This window comes from Qipengyuania sp. JB2-7 (assembly GCF_055693485.1).
On the sequence record NZ_CM146335.1, the window covers coordinates 2988257 to 3003159 of the forward strand.

General features: G+C 55.9%; 16 protein-coding genes. 6 read left to right on the forward strand and 10 right to left on the reverse strand.

The genetic code is table 11. The annotated features are described in order from the left end of the window. Positions 1-52: 52 nt before the first annotated feature. Both ACZ1GM_RS15065 and ACZ1GM_RS15070 read right to left on the reverse strand, forming a co-directional pair. Positions 53-952, reverse strand: coding sequence for a DMT family transporter (locus tag ACZ1GM_RS15065; protein WP_472677173.1), 900 nt, complete (start codon positions 950-952; stop codon positions 53-55). A 25-nt stretch (positions 953-977) separates the two neighbouring features. Then, complete coding sequence (locus ACZ1GM_RS15070) at positions 978-2000, reverse strand: threonine aldolase family protein (protein ID WP_472677174.1); 1023 nt, start codon at positions 1998-2000, stop codon at positions 978-980. A gap of 75 nt (positions 2001-2075) precedes the next feature. Here ACZ1GM_RS15070 and ACZ1GM_RS15075 point away from each other — a divergent pair, with 75 nt between their 5' ends. Then, positions 2076-2369, forward strand: coding sequence for a GNAT family N-acetyltransferase (locus tag ACZ1GM_RS15075; protein WP_472677175.1), 294 nt, complete (start codon positions 2076-2078; stop codon positions 2367-2369). 6 nt (positions 2370-2375) lie between these two features. Here ACZ1GM_RS15075 and ACZ1GM_RS15080 read toward each other — a convergent pair whose 3' ends face one another. From ACZ1GM_RS15080 to ACZ1GM_RS15090, 3 genes are all read right to left on the reverse strand, one after another. Further along, positions 2376-3983 (reverse strand): PH domain-containing protein, encoded by a 1608-nt coding sequence (locus tag ACZ1GM_RS15080; protein WP_472677176.1) that lies wholly within the window; start codon positions 3981-3983, stop codon positions 2376-2378. Then, positions 3980-4444 (reverse strand): PH domain-containing protein, encoded by a 465-nt coding sequence (locus ACZ1GM_RS15085; protein ID WP_472677177.1) that lies wholly within the window; start codon positions 4442-4444, stop codon positions 3980-3982. The genes ACZ1GM_RS15080 and ACZ1GM_RS15085 overlap by 4 nt, the downstream gene beginning before the upstream one ends. A 548-nt stretch (positions 4445-4992) precedes the next feature. Continuing rightward, a complete protein-coding gene (locus tag ACZ1GM_RS15090) occupies positions 4993-5202 on the reverse strand; it encodes a helix-turn-helix domain-containing protein (protein WP_472677178.1) in 210 nt (69 codons plus the stop codon). A 47-nt stretch (positions 5203-5249) separates the two neighbouring features. Between ACZ1GM_RS15090 and ACZ1GM_RS15095 the strand changes: the two genes are divergently transcribed. Continuing rightward, positions 5250-6026, forward strand: a complete 777-nt coding sequence (locus ACZ1GM_RS15095; RefSeq protein ID WP_472677179.1) for a hypothetical protein — start codon at positions 5250-5252, stop codon at positions 6024-6026. A gap of 18 nt (positions 6027-6044) precedes the next feature. Here ACZ1GM_RS15095 and ACZ1GM_RS15100 read toward each other — a convergent pair whose 3' ends face one another. The 5 genes from ACZ1GM_RS15100 to ACZ1GM_RS15120 all read right to left on the reverse strand — a co-directional run bounded on the left by ACZ1GM_RS15100 (position 6045) and on the right by ACZ1GM_RS15120 (position 10685). Further along, positions 6045-6620 (reverse strand): terminase large subunit, encoded by a 576-nt coding sequence (locus ACZ1GM_RS15100; RefSeq protein WP_472677180.1) that lies wholly within the window; start codon positions 6618-6620, stop codon positions 6045-6047. Positions 6621-6716: 96 nt separating this feature from the next. Then, positions 6717-8068, reverse strand: a protein-coding gene (locus tag ACZ1GM_RS15105) for an IS3 family transposase (protein WP_472676197.1) whose coding sequence is annotated in 2 segments (ribosomal slippage) — positions 6717-7732 and positions 7732-8068 — 1353 coding nt in all. Because the reading frame shifts where the segments join, the coding sequence is not laid out codon by codon here. A gap of 53 nt (positions 8069-8121) precedes the next feature. Next, on the reverse strand, positions 8122-8994 hold the full coding sequence (locus ACZ1GM_RS15110; RefSeq protein ID WP_472677181.1) for a PBSX family phage terminase large subunit: 873 nt from the start codon (positions 8992-8994) through the stop codon (positions 8122-8124). Positions 8995-9066: 72 nt separating this feature from the next. After that, positions 9067-9381 carry a DUF5681 domain-containing protein gene (locus ACZ1GM_RS15115; protein ID WP_472677182.1) on the reverse strand — a complete coding sequence of 105 codons (315 nt, stop codon included), beginning with the start codon at positions 9379-9381 and terminating at the stop codon, positions 9067-9069. Then, positions 9378-10685 carry a site-specific DNA-methyltransferase gene (locus tag ACZ1GM_RS15120; protein ID WP_472677183.1) on the reverse strand — a complete coding sequence of 436 codons (1308 nt, stop codon included), beginning with the start codon at positions 10683-10685 and terminating at the stop codon, positions 9378-9380. Before ACZ1GM_RS15120 ends, ACZ1GM_RS15115 begins: the two co-directional genes overlap by 4 nt. 424 nt (positions 10686-11109) lie before the next feature. Here ACZ1GM_RS15120 and ACZ1GM_RS15125 point away from each other — a divergent pair, with 424 nt between their 5' ends. From ACZ1GM_RS15125 to ACZ1GM_RS15140, 4 genes are all read left to right on the forward strand, one after another. Continuing rightward, positions 11110-11742: a tyrosine-type recombinase/integrase gene (locus ACZ1GM_RS15125; protein ID WP_472677184.1), complete on the forward strand. Its 633-nt coding sequence runs from the start codon at positions 11110-11112 to the stop codon at positions 11740-11742. Between the two features lie 538 nt (positions 11743-12280). Beyond that, entirely contained in the window at positions 12281-12892 is a 612-nt protein-coding gene (locus ACZ1GM_RS15130; RefSeq protein WP_472677185.1) for an Ig-like domain-containing protein, read from the forward strand. Between the two features lie 26 nt (positions 12893-12918). Next, complete coding sequence (locus ACZ1GM_RS15135; RefSeq protein WP_472677186.1) at positions 12919-13350, forward strand: hypothetical protein; 432 nt, start codon at positions 12919-12921, stop codon at positions 13348-13350. 26 nt (positions 13351-13376) lie between these two features. After that, positions 13377-14861, forward strand: coding sequence for a hypothetical protein (locus ACZ1GM_RS15140; protein WP_472677187.1), 1485 nt, complete (start codon positions 13377-13379; stop codon positions 14859-14861). Positions 14862-14903: the final 42 nt, after the last annotated feature.

Below are 14903 nucleotides of genomic sequence, written 5' to 3' on the forward strand. Positions count from 1 at the left end.
CGGCACCGAGGACGCTCACGCGGAGGCGTGAGCGAAAAACAGAAAATTGTTTTTACGGAGTTTGTTTGGCTCGTAACGCCAGCACCATTCCCACTACCGCCAGCGCCATTCCACCAATGGTCAGCATGGTCCACTGATACCCCTCAAACAGAGTAGAGATCAGCATCGCCACCGAGATTGTCAGAATTGAGTTATATGCCGTGCGCCCTGCACCGATTTCGCGCACCAGATTGTAGTGCAGTGGGAAAGTAATCACTGTTCCAATCAGCGCCAGATAGGCGATCCCGCCCCAATAGCTGGTGCTGTCGGGTATCGGCGGCGGACCAGCAGTCAGCGCGGCAAAGCCTAGATCAAACAGCGTGCCATACAGCATCGCCCAAGCCAGCAGACTGACCATCGGAACAGCCCGCCCTGTCGGGACCGCCTGAATCACATTGGCAACCGACGCAGCCAGGATCCCCAGCATCGCCAACGCAATGCCCAGCCCGACATTACCGCCGATCACACCTGCATCCGGATTAGCGCGCCATTCATGGAAGAGCAGAAGTGAAACGCCGACGATCGCCACGGCGCTGCCCAGCAAGAACCCGCCGCGCACCCGCTCACCCAGAAAGATCCGGCCAAAAATCGCATTTGGGACCATCAGCAGACCAAACATCATCGCAACGATGCCTGAGGTAACGTAGAGTTCCGCATGATAGACGAACAGGAAATTGCCGCTGAACTGGAAAATCCCCACGATCACCGCGAGTACGTGCTCCGGCCGCGTCAGCCGCAGCCGCCGCTTCATCAGCACCGCCACCAGAAAAAGCGCCGGGGTCGCCAGTGCAAAGCGATAGAAGACCGACCAAGCGGCGGGCACACCATCAATCTGGCCAGTGATCACAAACCAGGTTGAACCCCAGATCGTGCCGGTCAACACGAATGGAATGATGATTTTCCAGTTGAGCATTAGGGCCAGGTGAGCGCGATATTGCTCACAAGCCAGTGATCGCCGAAGCTAAAGCACGTGCATCGTCTTCACGCGTGTCCCAGGCTGTCACAAAACGCGCAGCGTCCGCCCCCCAATCGTAGAAATCAAAGCCTTGGGCGCGCAGTGCAGCCCGCTCGCTATCGGTCAATGTGACGAAGACTTCATTCGCCTCAGTTGGGTGCATCAGGCGGTCGCCACACGCACTCGCGATCTCCTGTGCCGCAGCATTGGCAGCACGTGCATTTGCAAGCCACAGATCGCCGTCCAGCATCGCCAAGAGTTGCGCCGCGAGATAGCGCCCCTTGCTTTGTAAATGCCCGGCCCGCTTGCGGCGATAGCGCGCCACATCAGCCTGCTCTGGATCGAAAAAGACGATCGCTTCCGCGCTCATCGCACCGTTTTTGACGCAGCCAAAGCTGAGTGCATCGACGCCCGTCACAACCTCACCCGGGCCACAGTCGAGGAACGCGACCGCATTGCCAAACCGTGCGCCATCCATATGCAGGCCCAAACCGCGCGCCTTGGCCAGATCCGCAATCGCAGCGACTTCTTCTGGGCCATAGACACAGCCATATTCGCTCGCCTGCGTGATCGATATGGCGTGTGGTTGCACCTGATGGACGTCATCTCTGATCGGATCGATCACCGCTGAAATGTCCGCTGGAGTAAGCTTGGCACTTTCCCCATCGGCCAAAATCAGCTTCGCACCATGGAGATAAAATCCGGGCGCGCCGCCTTCATCCATTTCGATATGCGCCTCACGGTGACAGACCACCCCGCCATGCGGCTGAACCATCGTCGACAGCGCCAAACAATTCGCCGCCGTACCCGTAGCAACCCATAGTACTGCGCATTCCCGCCCAAATGTGTTAGAGAATGCCTCATCAAGCGTTTGGGACAACGAGTCGCCATCATACGGTGCATCGGCTTGATCGGCTTCTCGCAGGGCCTCCCATACTTGCGGATGCACGGCGGCGGCGTTGTCTGACAGGAATTGTCTGATCGAAGATGATTGGGCCGAAGACATTGCATATCGCCTTACTGCGCAAATCGCACAGGGCAAGCTGTTCAAGGCTGGTTAGTAGGCAAGAAAGGGCGCGCCATGTCACAATTGGATATCACGCATCGAGAGCACGGACGGGGCGGGGAGTATATCGCGAAGCCTGCGGATAGTGCGCATTTCGGCAGGCTGGAATGGGAACCCGATGAACGGGGCGTCCATATTGCGACGCATACACTTGTGCCCCCGCAAATAGGTGGCCGTGGGATTGCGGCAGAGCTGGTCCACGCGCTGGTCACTGATGCCCGTCAGCACGGTTTCAAGATCGAACCGCGTTGCTCCTATGTCGCTGCGAAGTTTGATCAGAACCCGGAATGGAGCGATTTGCGCGCGTAGAATTGCCTAAAGCAATGCGCCGAAATCACGCTGCCCCATGCTATCAAGCAGTTGCGCACGCAAAGACCGAGCGCGTTCAATCGGAAGCCCTTCAATCTCCAGGCTTCCACCGGCAAGGCCGAGTATCAGGGAAGCATAGCCACGCCGTTGCGCAATCGGTCCGCGGGAAATCTCAACCGATTGCAGCTTTTCCCGATTGGCCACGTCCGTGCGCGGGGCGAGCCACCCTCGCCGCGAATAAAGCTGTGTCTCATCAACCGCGTGACGTTCCAATCGCCAGAGAAAGAACGGGCGTAGAAACAGCGCTGCGACAACGACAATTCCGATGCCAATCAACACAGGCAGATACTCCCAATCGCTAAAGTGAGTGGCCGCTGTCAGACCAGCGCCCATCGGAAGCGCGACAAACAGCGACAAGAGCGCGCTATCAATGCGATACTTCTCGCTTGCTTTATGCCAATCGAGATTTTCGGTCGGTGGCGCAAAGCCAGACTCGCGAGCAATCGGCTCCAGCTCGACCCACTTCGCGAAGGGCGCAACATCATGACTGGAGGCACCGGCATCCTGCGCAAGGCTGACAAACTTTAGCCCATGCCAGCCCAATTGCCGTCGGATAATCTTGGTACCGAATCTGAGCGCCTGCACCCGGTGTGCCGGCATGACCACATCAGTCTTTGTCAGAAGCCCGCGTTGCCGCCGGAACCCCTTATCAGTGCGCGTGAGTGTGAAGCCCCAATCGCGCAGGACCGTTTTTACCAGCCCGGCCAGCGTACCAACTACAGCGAGTGTTCCCAAAACAATCACCAGGCCGACTCCCTGTGCGAGAGGCCCCAGCCCTGACAGGACAGCACCCGGCCCCGCCAGCCGTTCCTGCCAGCTCGACACGTCCCAAAAATCAAACGGAAGCAAATCGCCAAATTGCTGCGCCAAACCAAACAAAACCGCAAGGAAAGCGAGCGAAAACTCGAAAATCCCAAAAGTCACCACGCGAACCGGACCCATCGCGAATATTGGGGGAACTGAGTCTGCTTGATCTGAGGTGGGCAGGCCCCCATCCACGTCAGCCTCCACACCGCTTTTCCGCGCGCGGACCAGCTCGCGCAGCCGCTCGCCTTCTTGTTCACTCAGGAAAGCGAGTGACAGTTCTTCACCGCCGCCGGCGCCCGTGTCGAACTTGACTTCAACCAAGCCAAACAGACGCGGGATCAGTTTCTGTTCAAGGCTAACGTCCTGAATTCGCTCATAAGGCACCGACCGTGCCGAGCGGCTCAACACCCCTTTTTCAACGCGAATATCAGCCTCGCCCACCCGATAGGTTAGGCGATACCAGCACAGATACGCAGAAAGGAAGCTCAGCCCCACAAAGACCAACGCAATTGGCAATACATAAATCAGAAAGTCGCCGATCTTCCCATCATCGATGATTGTCGCCGCAGCAATGCCCAGCGGGATTGCCAGCTGGCCTAGCATAGATACGCCGCGTACGGCAAAGCTTTTGGGGTCGGTGCGCTGCGCGCCATCACCTTTAATTTCTGGGTCGCCCAAGCTGTCCGGACGTTGCCCAGAACGCTTAACAGTCGGCACGCCGACCTTAAGTGTGCCAGTCTCACTCACGCCGTATCACGCTTGATCGCGGCGCGGATCGTCTCGCGCATTTCCATCGCATCCTCGTGCGCCAATCCGGGCAGATGTACCGAAGCATTATGACTGCCTGCAGTATGCAGTGTCAGCGTGGCGATATCATACATGCGCTGAATCGGCCCCTGATTGACATCAATGTGCTGGACCCGGCCAAAAGGCACGACGGCATCGGAGCGGAACAAAATGCCGCTGACAACGCGCAGCCGCTCCTCAGCCAAGGTAAACCCGCGCGCGGAATAGCGGCGCCATGGCAGGCGGAATACGAGGAAGGCCGCCACAAGCAGCGCCGGACCAATAATCACACCGGGCCACAACGGAGCGGCAAATTCCGCAATCGTCGCGCCGATCAGCATCGGAATGGCAAAGAGGATTGCGACCAGGCGGGTCGCCTTCACATGATTGGGGTGCAGCTTAGTTAGCTCGGTTTCGTCCATACCGCTTTATGTAGCTAACACAGTGCGAGCTTTCAATTGTGTGATTGGTTTGAGCACACAGACTGGAGGGCAGGTTCTACTTTTTGTTTGGCCTCAAGCGCCGGCGCTCGCGTCCGCTCGCTTAGGCTTCCGCGTCCTTAGGCGCGACGGGCAGTCGCCCTTGCGGCTAGCTAATCGCTCGCCGGACTGGTGCTGGATCGGGCCGCAGGCCCGCAAGCACGACTGGGCGCCCGCAGGTGCTTGACGCAAAGCGTCAAAACCGCACCGAGGATGCTCACGCGGAGGCGTGAGCGAAAAACAGAAAACCCAAAAATGGTGCGGGATGCAGTCTGCCGCTAACCGGTCTCAGCCCTAAAGTTCCCGTGCAAACGGGAAGATAACGGGAATTTTTCGGATTTTCCTCTTTTTGGAGGGTCAAGCGTCCTGAGCGCCCCAGAAAAGCGCCATTTGTCAGTGCAATTCCCGTATAATGGAAACGGGAAAGAGCTTAGGCGTATACGGGAACATCAATCGCTTTCTTCGGGAAGACCCGATTAGCCAGCGTGGGTTTATTGGGGCGTCACAAGATCGAGATGGCTTACTCGAAGGGCCTGCGCGATCTCGTAGATCGAAACGATTGTTGGATTGCGTTTGCCGCGCTCAAGGTCGCTAACATACTGCTGAGAAAAGCCTGATTTCTCTGCGAGCTGTTCCTGCGTAAGGCCGCGCTGCTTGCGGATGCGGGCACAATTGTCGCCGACCAGTTTACGCATATCCATGCAGAAACCATTGGCGCGGCACTGCAATGTTGTTTATCAACTATAGTATGTTAGATACTGTATCCACACCGATGATCCTCCTCGTGACTTCTATGCTTTCCGGTCCTCAGAGTGACCCGACCGCTAAGGAGCCACACGCTGAACCGGACGCCATTGAACTCTGGCGCGGATTGGAAGCGGGGATGGAACCAGCTAAGGCAGCGGATACGGCCAGCACGATTCACGGTGTGAAGCGCACCAAGGTAATCAATCGGCGCAAACCAGAAAAGTCCGATCGGGTACGTGTAACGCATATGAGGGACGCGATTGCGATTGGCGATTTGCCGTTTCGACTTGCGCTAAAGTTCAAGGCTTCTAACCTCGATGAGGTCGTTCTCGGTTCGCAAAACCAGTGCGGCGAGCAAGCCGAGAGCATCTCCGCCAAACTTACTCAGGGTCTCAAGCAAAAATATCTCGAAAGCATCTATGAGGACCCAATGGACCGGATCGACGTGCTGGAAGCGTATCGCGACTCTGCGGTAAGCGGCGAGAAACAATCCTTCACCAGCTTTTATGCCAATGACACAGTAGCAGTTGGTCTCACATTTGTATTTGAACAAGAGGAGCCGCCACTACACCCAGGTTATGGCAGCAAACTTGCTCTATCCCTCTACCGCCTCGCACGCACGCAGTATGATCAGCGCCGCTCTGAATGCTCAGGAACCGGGCATCGCCGGGTTGATATCTTGATCCAGTATATGACCCGCGAACGCCTCACGGAGGCAATGGAGCAGACAACGCGCATCATCAAAGAAGAACAAGACGAGTTGGCCGAACAACTCTAGTTGGCCGGCCAGAGCGTTTCAGAAATCTGGTCCACTCCAAGGATCAGGTAGGATACCGCTGCGTCTTCCACCATAGCTTCCCCAGCCTCCCCCTCCAACGCTGTACGCGTCAAGGAATGGATGAGCGCTTACCCTTGGCCCGGAAGATGCATATTCAAAGCCGTTCTTGCGTTTGCGATGCGCTCCTTCCACGGCATATCGCAGGGCATCGATCACATGGTTGTGTTTGTCGGCCAGCACATTGCGGATCTCGCCCGTCTGGCGATCGATCCCCCAGCTGTAGTGAATGAGCTCATCAACAAGGTACTGGCAGCGTGGATGGACGATAATGTCGTAGCTCTTGAGAAACTCTATCCCTTCTTCAATCGATCCAGGGCCTTTGGCTGCGCCTTCGATCGAAAATCCGCGCTTGGCGAGATAGTCGATTGTCTCGGGTCGCGCGCTGTCTGCAGTTATCTTTGCGCGAGCCGCACCTTCAATGCCCGGAAAGGAACTCGGGTTGTACCAACGCGGAGGGCGCCTCAGATCGCTACCTGCGAACAACGCCGGTATCTCGTCGATGGGGCATCCGACAGCATAGGCTTCATCATCCACGAATAGGGCTTTTCCGGCTGGTGTCCGTCGTCATGACATTTGGCACAGACTGAGAGTTGATCGTTTGGAGGACTGGCCTCGTCTGTTGGTTTCAGTTTAGGCGGCTAGCTTGCGGTGAAGCAAGCGGCGATGTTTTAGCGTCTTTTGTTTGATCCTTTCTCTTCGCTTGATGATGGCTGCGGCTCTACCGAAGTAGACGTCGGCAGGTGTGACGTTGTCGAGGCTCTCGTGATAGCGCTGATGGTTGTAATGCTCGACGAACGCTTTGATTTGGTTTTCTAGATCGCCTGGCAGGAAGTAGTTCTCCAGCAGAACACGGTTCTTGAGCGTCTGATGCCAGCGCTCGATCTTGCCTTGGGTCTGCGGATGGAAGGGCGCGCTTCGCACGTGATCCATCTTCTTGGCGCTGATGTAATCAGCCAGCTCTCCAGCGATGTAACAGGGACCGTTGTCCGATAGCAGGCGCGGCTTATGCAGCACATTGGCATGGCTACAGTCTGAAGCAGTAAGAGCCATATCGAGGGTCTCAGTGACGTCTTCGGCTCGCATGGTGGTGCACAGCTTCCAGCTGATGATGTAGCGCGAGTAATCATCGAGCACGGTGGAGAGGTACATCCAGCCCCACCCGATGATCTTGAAGTAGGTGAAGTCCGTCTGCCACATCTCGTTCGGTCGCATGGTTTGCGTGTGGAACTGGTCTGCCGCCTTGATCACCGTGTAAGCAGGACTGGTGATCAGATCATGAGCCCTCAGAAGTCGGTAAACGGTCGCTTCAGAGACGAAGTAGCGCTTCTCATCAGTGAAGCGCACCGCAAGTTCACGCGGACTGAGCTCGCTATGCTCCAGCGCCATATCAACGATCTGGTCCTGCACTTCGGGCGCAATGCGGTTCCATACCCTGCTTGGCGTTGAGGGACGATCCTTGAGCGCCTCAGGCCCGCCTTCTAGGTAGCGGTCATACCAGCGGTAGAAGGTCCGCCGCGCCACGCCGAGCTGATCCAGCGTGCGCTTGGCAGGCAGATGTGACTGCTCGACCAGCTTGATGATCTCCAGCTTCTCAGATGCAGGGTATCTCATGCGTCGTCTCCCCCAAGCCCGGTCATGCTTTTTTTGAGCAACCGGTTCTCCAGGGTCAGATCAGCAACACACTCCTTCAGATCACGCGCCTCATTACGCAGATCCTTCACCTCATCCGTGGTCGCAGCACGGGCTGTATCGCCAGCAAGACGGCGTTTACCCGCTTCCATGAATTCCTTCGACCAGGTGTAATACAGGCTTTGCGCGATCCCTTCACGGCGGCACAGCTCAGCAATGCTATCATCGCCGCGCAGACCTTCCAATACGATCCTGATCTTGTCTTCGGCTGAGAAGTGCCGCCGCGTCCGACGGCGGATGTCCTTCACAACCTGCTCCGCAGGTTGCTTCGACTTCGACTTTTTGGTTCTCATCTTCGTTCCTTCGTCACTACGACGAGAACCAAAACTCTCCTAAACTTCAACCGCTAATCTGTGCCATAGGTGCTGACGGGGAACATTCCGGCTGGATCATAGGCTGCGCTCACGATCCCGTCGCTTTTCTCAATCCACGAACCGGGAAAGCATCGGATCAGAACTGTTGGGTCCTTGCTGAAGCCCCAGTCAGCACCAAACCTAAAATCAGCATCGTCCGGCGCATCGAACGGGCTAATCTGCCAATTGTGAAACACCTGTGCTTCGCTGCGCTGAAGGTATTTGCCTTCCCAGATGTTGGCATGCTTTTCAGGATCTCGCCTGCGGTCGTATTCCATATCGCGGCGCAGAACCTGTGGAAACCAGGGGTTATCGCGCCACTGGATTTCCAGAACGATTGAGCCAGGCGGCGGGAGCTGCCCTCGAAACAATGCGTCGACCGGATCGGATGGATAACGCGGGTTGAAACTCCACCAGATCTCGCTGCCCTCCTTGCGGATCGTGGGAATGAGCGCGTCGAGCGAAGACTGCGACAAAGTGGTCGCTTCCTCGACCCAAGCTAGATCATATCCTTCGAGCGATTTGATCGAAGCCTCTTTGCCGTTGAGACCCATAAAAGAAATCTGCGAGCCATTGCGGCCGGTGATCTCGCGCTCGGTGCATTTGAAGAAGGACCCCAGCCCCATGCGCTCGATCGATTGTTCAATCAGCTTCTTAGAGGAATCGCGTATCGAGTTCTGAAACTCGCGCGTGCACAGGATTCGGATCGGGCGCTGCCGAGCAAGGATTACTATCTTTTGAGCAATCGTCCATGATTTGCCGCCGCCTCGTCCGCCATAAAGCACACGGTGGCGAACCGGCTCGCCAGCTTTGTTGCGCGGAACATCAAGCCAAACGGCCCATTCAGGAAAGCTTGCCTGGGTCATTTGTTGTCCCACAAATTATCTTTAGGCAGCTCGACTTTCGATCCCTCGGCCTTGTGAATGGTGATATCCAGGCTATCGGCCTCTTCCCTTTGCTCGTACCGGCGCATAGCGCTGCATGATATCAATGAACTTCGCGAAATCGCGAGCATCACCGCTCAGGGCTAAGTGTATCAACCGTTCGGTCACGATCTCTGCTATGGACAGCGACAGCTCTTCGCCGCCTTTACGGATAGTGCGTTTTGCGGAAAGCGCGCGCGAGATCGCTTCTTCCATGCTGATGGTTTGTTTGCGCTTTCTGCCCTTGTTCTTGCGCGCAACCTGATTGCCGGGCTTGAAGCGGTGCTGCTTGGGCGGCTTGCCAAAGCCAACTTCATAATCCTTGCTCATGCTGCCTCTCCCTGCGACGCTCTCCTGCGTACGATCTGACCGGTCGCGGCGTTCACGGGCTCAATCCCAGTCACATCGCAAAAGCGCCTGAGGCTCACGTCAGCGTACTGGGGATCAAGCTCCATAAGAGCTGCGCGTCTGCCCGTGCGTTCGGCGGCAATAAGCGTTGTGCCCGAGCCACCAAAGACGTCGAGCACAAGATCGCCTCTGTTCGAGCAATCGAGGATCGCATCCGCGACCAAGGCAACCGGCTTGACCGTAGGATGCATGGCCAAGGCTCGCCCGCGCCCTTTCTGAAATGAGTTCATTCCCGGCAATTGCCACACATTAGTGCGCGTGCGGCCATGTTTGCCGAGTTCGACATTATTGACATGCTGCGCTTTGCCTGACTTGAAGACTGCAACCAGCTCATGCTGAGAGCGGTAGAGACTGCCCATGCCACCTGCTGACTTTACCCAACAGCAGATGTTCTTAAGCTCGGTGTAGATTTCACCTGCTGCCAGCAGGGTTTGCAGACCGCGCCAGTCCATACAGATAAAGTGCACCGATCCGTCCATACTGTTGGCAATCAGTCGCTGGCATGCTGCACGCAGAAATGCGTTGAACTCTACTTGCGACATCTCCCCAGAGCCCATCACAAACTCGCTATGCTGGGCTTTGCCGAGCCCTGAGACATGCCCCTGTATGGGCACATTGAACGGCGGATCGCAAAACACCATGCGCGCTTTTTCACCGTCAAGCAGAGCACGGTAGCTCTCCTGTTCCAGCGCATTGCCAACAAAGAGTCGGTGCTTGCCCAACAGCCAGAGATCGCCGAGCCGAGCCACCGCTTCGACAGTTGCAGGATCTATCAGGTCATCGTCGTAGTTTTCCTCGGCGACCGGGCGATGCAGGTCCTCAATCAGCGTATCAATCTTGCCCATCTCAAAGCCCGTATCGGTAATCTCAAATGGCTCATCGGCTAGCGTGAGTTCCTCGAGCTCCAGCGCGAGGACATCATCGTCCCAGGTACTGAGCTCTGCAATTCGATTGTCGGCGAGCATAAACGCGCGTTTCTGTTGATCGCTCAAATGCTCAATCGCCACTGTTGGGACATTTGCCAGACCTAGTTTCTTCGCGGCTTCCACGCGTCCATGGCCTGCAATAAGCGATCCATGCCGATCGATAAGTACCGGAGAATTGAAGCCAAACGATTGGATCGACTTTGCGATCTTCTCGATCTGTTTGTCGGAGTGTTTGCGGGCATTGCGCGGATCGGGCGTAAGCGAGTTCGGATCGCGGTAGCTCATAGCAAGCTGTGTCATGGCTGATCTCCTTGAAAAAAGACCAGACCTATTAAGTACACAAATCGCTGTTCCGCAATGCTGAACGCGTTGAACATGCCAGAGGGTGTTATGATGCCTTCAAGTAATTGAAAACGTGCGGACGATAGCGCAGAAATTTGTCTGAAAGTGCAGATCATGTAGGCTCCTTGTGAATAGGAGCCTCCCATTAATCGCATGATTTTGCGCCGAGCAAGGCTGACAGGTCTGATTTTCTTTAGGAGAGGGTCGTGGCGAAGATTCGGCGCCCCAGCTTCCTCATTCTGCTGCCGCGACTACCGAAACGCAGATGGCGCGCTCGCAATACGAAGCTCTCTAAACGCAGACGTCCGCTAAGGTCCAAAAAAGTTCCTTAATGATGGTCAGGTGACCTTCTTTTTGGCCATTCCGGCCTAGGAGAATGACAATGACTTACTCACACTTTGACCCAGCCGCGCAAGGCCGAGTGCCATGGAACTTTGGTGCGAAAGTTGGCCCAAAGCGTCCATTCAATCAGAAACAGATATGGGCGATCCGCTTTTTCCTTGATCGCGAGGAACGCGTTAGAGACCGAGCGCTGTTCGACTTGGCCATCGACAGCAAGCTGCGAGGTTGTGACCTTGTAGAGCTCAAGATTGGCGACGTGGTCAGCGGCCCGGACATTAGGAAGCGAGCTGCGATCACTCAAAGGAAAACAGGACGGCCTGTTCAGTTCGAAGTCGCGGCAGACGCAAGAGCCAGCCTATTCGCGTGGCTCGAACTTCGAGGCGGTTCGGTCGAAGACTTTGTGTTTCCAAGCCGAGTGGACCACTCCCGGCATCTCAGCACGCGGCAGTATGCGAGACTTGTAGATGAGTGGGTCGAGGCGATCGGGCTCCGCCCAGAGGAGTATGGAACGCACTCGCTTCGTCGAACCAAGGCTTCGATCATTTACAAAGCCACGGGGAACATCCGAGCGATCCAAATTTTGCTTGGCCATTCCAAGATTGAGAACACGGTCCGTTATCTGGGTGTCGACATCGAAGACGCTCTCACGCTCGCAGAAAAGACGGAAATCTGACCGATGTTGGGCGCCAGCTTCGAGCGGGCTGGCGTCCGATTTTGGGGTGGGAAGCCGACATTGCGTGCGAGGTGCAGCGAACCAGTGCCTTAGGTCGCAGACGGGCACTGGTTCTGCGTGGCGGTTAATCGAAACGCGCAATTATGCAAATGCTGTGCTTGTTTGGCTGTGAGGCTGTCCCGATATTGTAGGTGCGGGCAGTATTGGCGGGCACGGTGCGATCATCACCCTTTAAGTCCCTGGACCGCACGGTTCAGACTGTTCGGACCTAACCAATGAAATCGAAGTCCGATTTGCATTTGGTGATTCGCGAGATGGCAACAATTTAGGTGCTTTGATGGTCCCAGACTCGCGGCGTCACTGATCTGTCATCAAGAATTTATGCACAGGCTATCCATCATGACTGCCCCTTGGTGAAGCGATATAAGTTGTCGCAAACGTACAGTAAATCCGAAAGTCTCACTTTTACTGTAACCTTGACTTGGACCCCGAAAGATAAGTCCTTCGGCATAAATATTGATCAAGGGGTTTGGGGCTTATGATCCGCTCATTGCTGTTGTCGACAGCGAGTTTGGCGTGTTTGGCGACGGCTACGCATGCTAATGCCCAAGCGAGCACAGAGACCTATACGTATGATGCGCTGGGACGACTGGTAAAAGCGCATACAACTGGCGGCCAAAGTCATAATGATGCGCATTCGGTGTGCTATGACGAAGCTGGTAATCGCACGCAGTATAAGACAACAGCGAACGGAACGGCTGCAAGCTGCATGGATGTTGGGTCAGGCGGTGGAACACCTCCGCCACCACCACCTCCGCCCCCACCGCCGCCACCACCGAGCAATAATCCTCCGGTAGCGCAGAACGATAGTATTGCGGGGCAGTGCTTCTACTCCAACTTCACAAATGTGACGCTCAACGATAGCGATCCTGATGGCGATGCGCTCAGCGTTACTTCTGTCGTCAAGACCAATTCCGGAAGTTCGGGGGCTTCGCTTGAGCCCAATGGTCTGATTGAGGTTTTCTTCGGTCCGAACTTTGAGACGACGACCTTCACATACACCGTTCAAGACACGCATGGCGCAACCGATACCGCGACCCTTTCAGTGAGTTCTGCATGCGGTGGCGGTGGTGGAGGGCCTCCGTTCTAATGCATCTTACTACGAGAGAGATCAGCATGAAGATTGGATTTTCCAAGCCTCACACATTTGTACTTCCCGCTTTTGTTGCGCTTGGAATGTTAGCGGTGTCCACCAGTGCTGCCGCTCAGAAAGAAGGTGCTGCAAAGCGCTCTTCACCAATCTGCATGGTTCGCGGCGAAGGCGAAGAAGCCTTCACCATCATTGCTCCAACCATCCCGTCAGCGCGTTCGATGTGGTTTAAGGGGTATCGGCGTCTCCCGTGTGGAAAGGCCTTTGCCTCGCGCGAGGCCAGAGAAGAATGGCGCGACAATATCTGTGCGATCGCCGCTACTTGGAGCGAGGATGCTCACGACGGTTTTGAGAAACAGGTCGGCGAGCGTCCCGCTGTGCTGTGCGGCATGGCCGAGCAGGCCACCGCTCGGTGGAAGAGACGCGGCAAGAAAATGCAAAACGGGGCGGCAAACTGATGCTGGGTTTGAGTGGGGCAGCCACAATGCAATCAAAAATCGTTAAGGTCGGCCTGATTGCCCTTGCTGCAATTGGCTTCACCTCGGTCGGCCACGCCCAGCAGATCAAGCCATTGAGCGTTGAGCAAGACCCTAACGGGTACGATATGATCCACGGTGAGACACAGGTCCGCCTCCCGGTCCTATCAGTGCCAGCGGCACCGCGCCTGACCTTCACCAAACTTTCTGACTGGTTCGTTCATCTGCAAGGCAACGTACAAGCCAACACCTATGGCAATTATTCGATTGAGCTGAACACCCAAGGCGCCACCTCCCACAGCTTCACCTGTACGGACTATGACCTATGCGGGTCTGCACAGCCTGATGGTTCTGTTATTGCAGGCGATTTTTTCAATCCTGATTTTACTTTCCATGAAGGCGGCACTGGGCTGCGGATTCGCTATAACGTGCGAAGCAAGTTTCAGGGCCCGATAACAGGCGGCAGCTACTTCAACGCAATGGCTTCAACCATCACCTATGCGGATGGTGAGACCCTCACATTCACCTACAGCGTTGCTACACCATCCGCGAACTTCAAAGATCATCGACCAGCCTATGTAACGAGCTCGACAGGCTATCGGCTTATCTTCACCTACCAATCGAACACATACGGTACTGTCGCATGGTCCACCCTGTCGCAAGCTCGGATCGTAAAGACCTCTGCGCCAAGCACGGTTCTTGCCTCGCTGACCTACACCGATACCACAGCAACGGACTTGGCTGGCCGCGTTTGGAACTGCACCAATTGCCGCAACTGGACCGGCGGCCCGATCCCCACCAACACAACTTCCCAGAAACTCCCCGGTGAGACGACAGATACCTTCGTAGTCACCCCCAACGGATCATCACCCGGCGCGAAGATCACGAGCGACGGCGTCCAGTATACCTATAACCGCACGATTGCTTCTGGTTTTATTGAGAGCGTTTCCGATCATGTGACGGTCACCGGTCCCGATGGCTTTTATCGCTATGTCGATGTTGAGAATGTCCAGAATGGCAGTTTCGGGGTTGTCTCGCGCATCAAATCTGTCCGGGATTCGCAAAACCGCACCACCACCTATGGTTATGCAGCCCAGGGTGGGAGCCTTTTTACCCGAGTTACCAGCATTACCCAGCCAGAGGGCAACTCAGTCCACGTTACCTATGATGGGCCGAATATCGTTGAGCTACGGCAAAAGGCCAAGCCCGGCAGTGGTCAGGCCGACATTGTTGAGACCGCCGGATTTACCCGCCCCCTGGTCCTCGTGGATGGCTCGAGTGCTATACCGTCCACTGCTTTCTTCCGGATTGGACACGCGATGCAAAGGGTAATCAGACAGATTATACTTGGACTGGCGCGGGAAAGGTGCTCACTCAGCTCGATCCTGTCGATGCGAATGGACAGCGCAAAAAGACGAAGTACACCTACACTAGCCATGGACGACCGATCAAAGAGGAGGTCTGCGCAACGAATAGCTCTGGCTCAGAGCTGACCTGTGGAACCGCAAACTCCTTCGTCAAGAAGACAACATACT

Bases quoted from the DNA above. Each gene is read 5' to 3' on its own strand.
- ACZ1GM_RS15120 (WP_472677183.1), bottom strand. From the start codon at position 10,685: ATGACACAGCTTGCTATGAGCTACCGCGATCCGAACTCGCTTACGCCC.
- ACZ1GM_RS15115 (WP_472677182.1), bottom strand. From the start codon at position 9,381: ATGAGCAAGGATTATGAAGTTGGCTTTGGCAAGCCGCCCAAGCAGCAC.
- ACZ1GM_RS15095 (WP_472677179.1), top strand. From the start codon at position 5,250: ATGTTAGATACTGTATCCACACCGATGATCCTCCTCGTGACTTCTATG.
- ACZ1GM_RS15070 (WP_472677174.1), bottom strand. From the start codon at position 2,000: ATGTCTTCGGCCCAATCATCTTCGATCAGACAATTCCTGTCAGACAAC.
- ACZ1GM_RS15140 (WP_472677187.1), top strand. From the start codon at position 13,377: ATGCAATCAAAAATCGTTAAGGTCGGCCTGATTGCCCTTGCTGCAATT.
- ACZ1GM_RS15085 (WP_472677177.1), bottom strand. From the start codon at position 4,444: ATGGACGAAACCGAGCTAACTAAGCTGCACCCCAATCATGTGAAGGCG.
- ACZ1GM_RS15110 (WP_472677181.1), bottom strand. From the start codon at position 8,994: ATGACCCAGGCAAGCTTTCCTGAATGGGCCGTTTGGCTTGATGTTCCG.
- ACZ1GM_RS15090 (WP_472677178.1), bottom strand. From the start codon at position 5,202: ATGGATATGCGTAAACTGGTCGGCGACAATTGTGCCCGCATCCGCAAG.
- ACZ1GM_RS15125 (WP_472677184.1), top strand. From the start codon at position 11,110: ATGACTTACTCACACTTTGACCCAGCCGCGCAAGGCCGAGTGCCATGG.
- ACZ1GM_RS15135 (WP_472677186.1), top strand. From the start codon at position 12,919: ATGAAGATTGGATTTTCCAAGCCTCACACATTTGTACTTCCCGCTTTT.
- ACZ1GM_RS15075 (WP_472677175.1), top strand. From the start codon at position 2,076: ATGTCACAATTGGATATCACGCATCGAGAGCACGGACGGGGCGGGGAG.
- ACZ1GM_RS15065 (WP_472677173.1), bottom strand. From the start codon at position 952: ATGCTCAACTGGAAAATCATCATTCCATTCGTGTTGACCGGCACGATC.
- ACZ1GM_RS15130 (WP_472677185.1), top strand. From the start codon at position 12,281: ATGATCCGCTCATTGCTGTTGTCGACAGCGAGTTTGGCGTGTTTGGCG.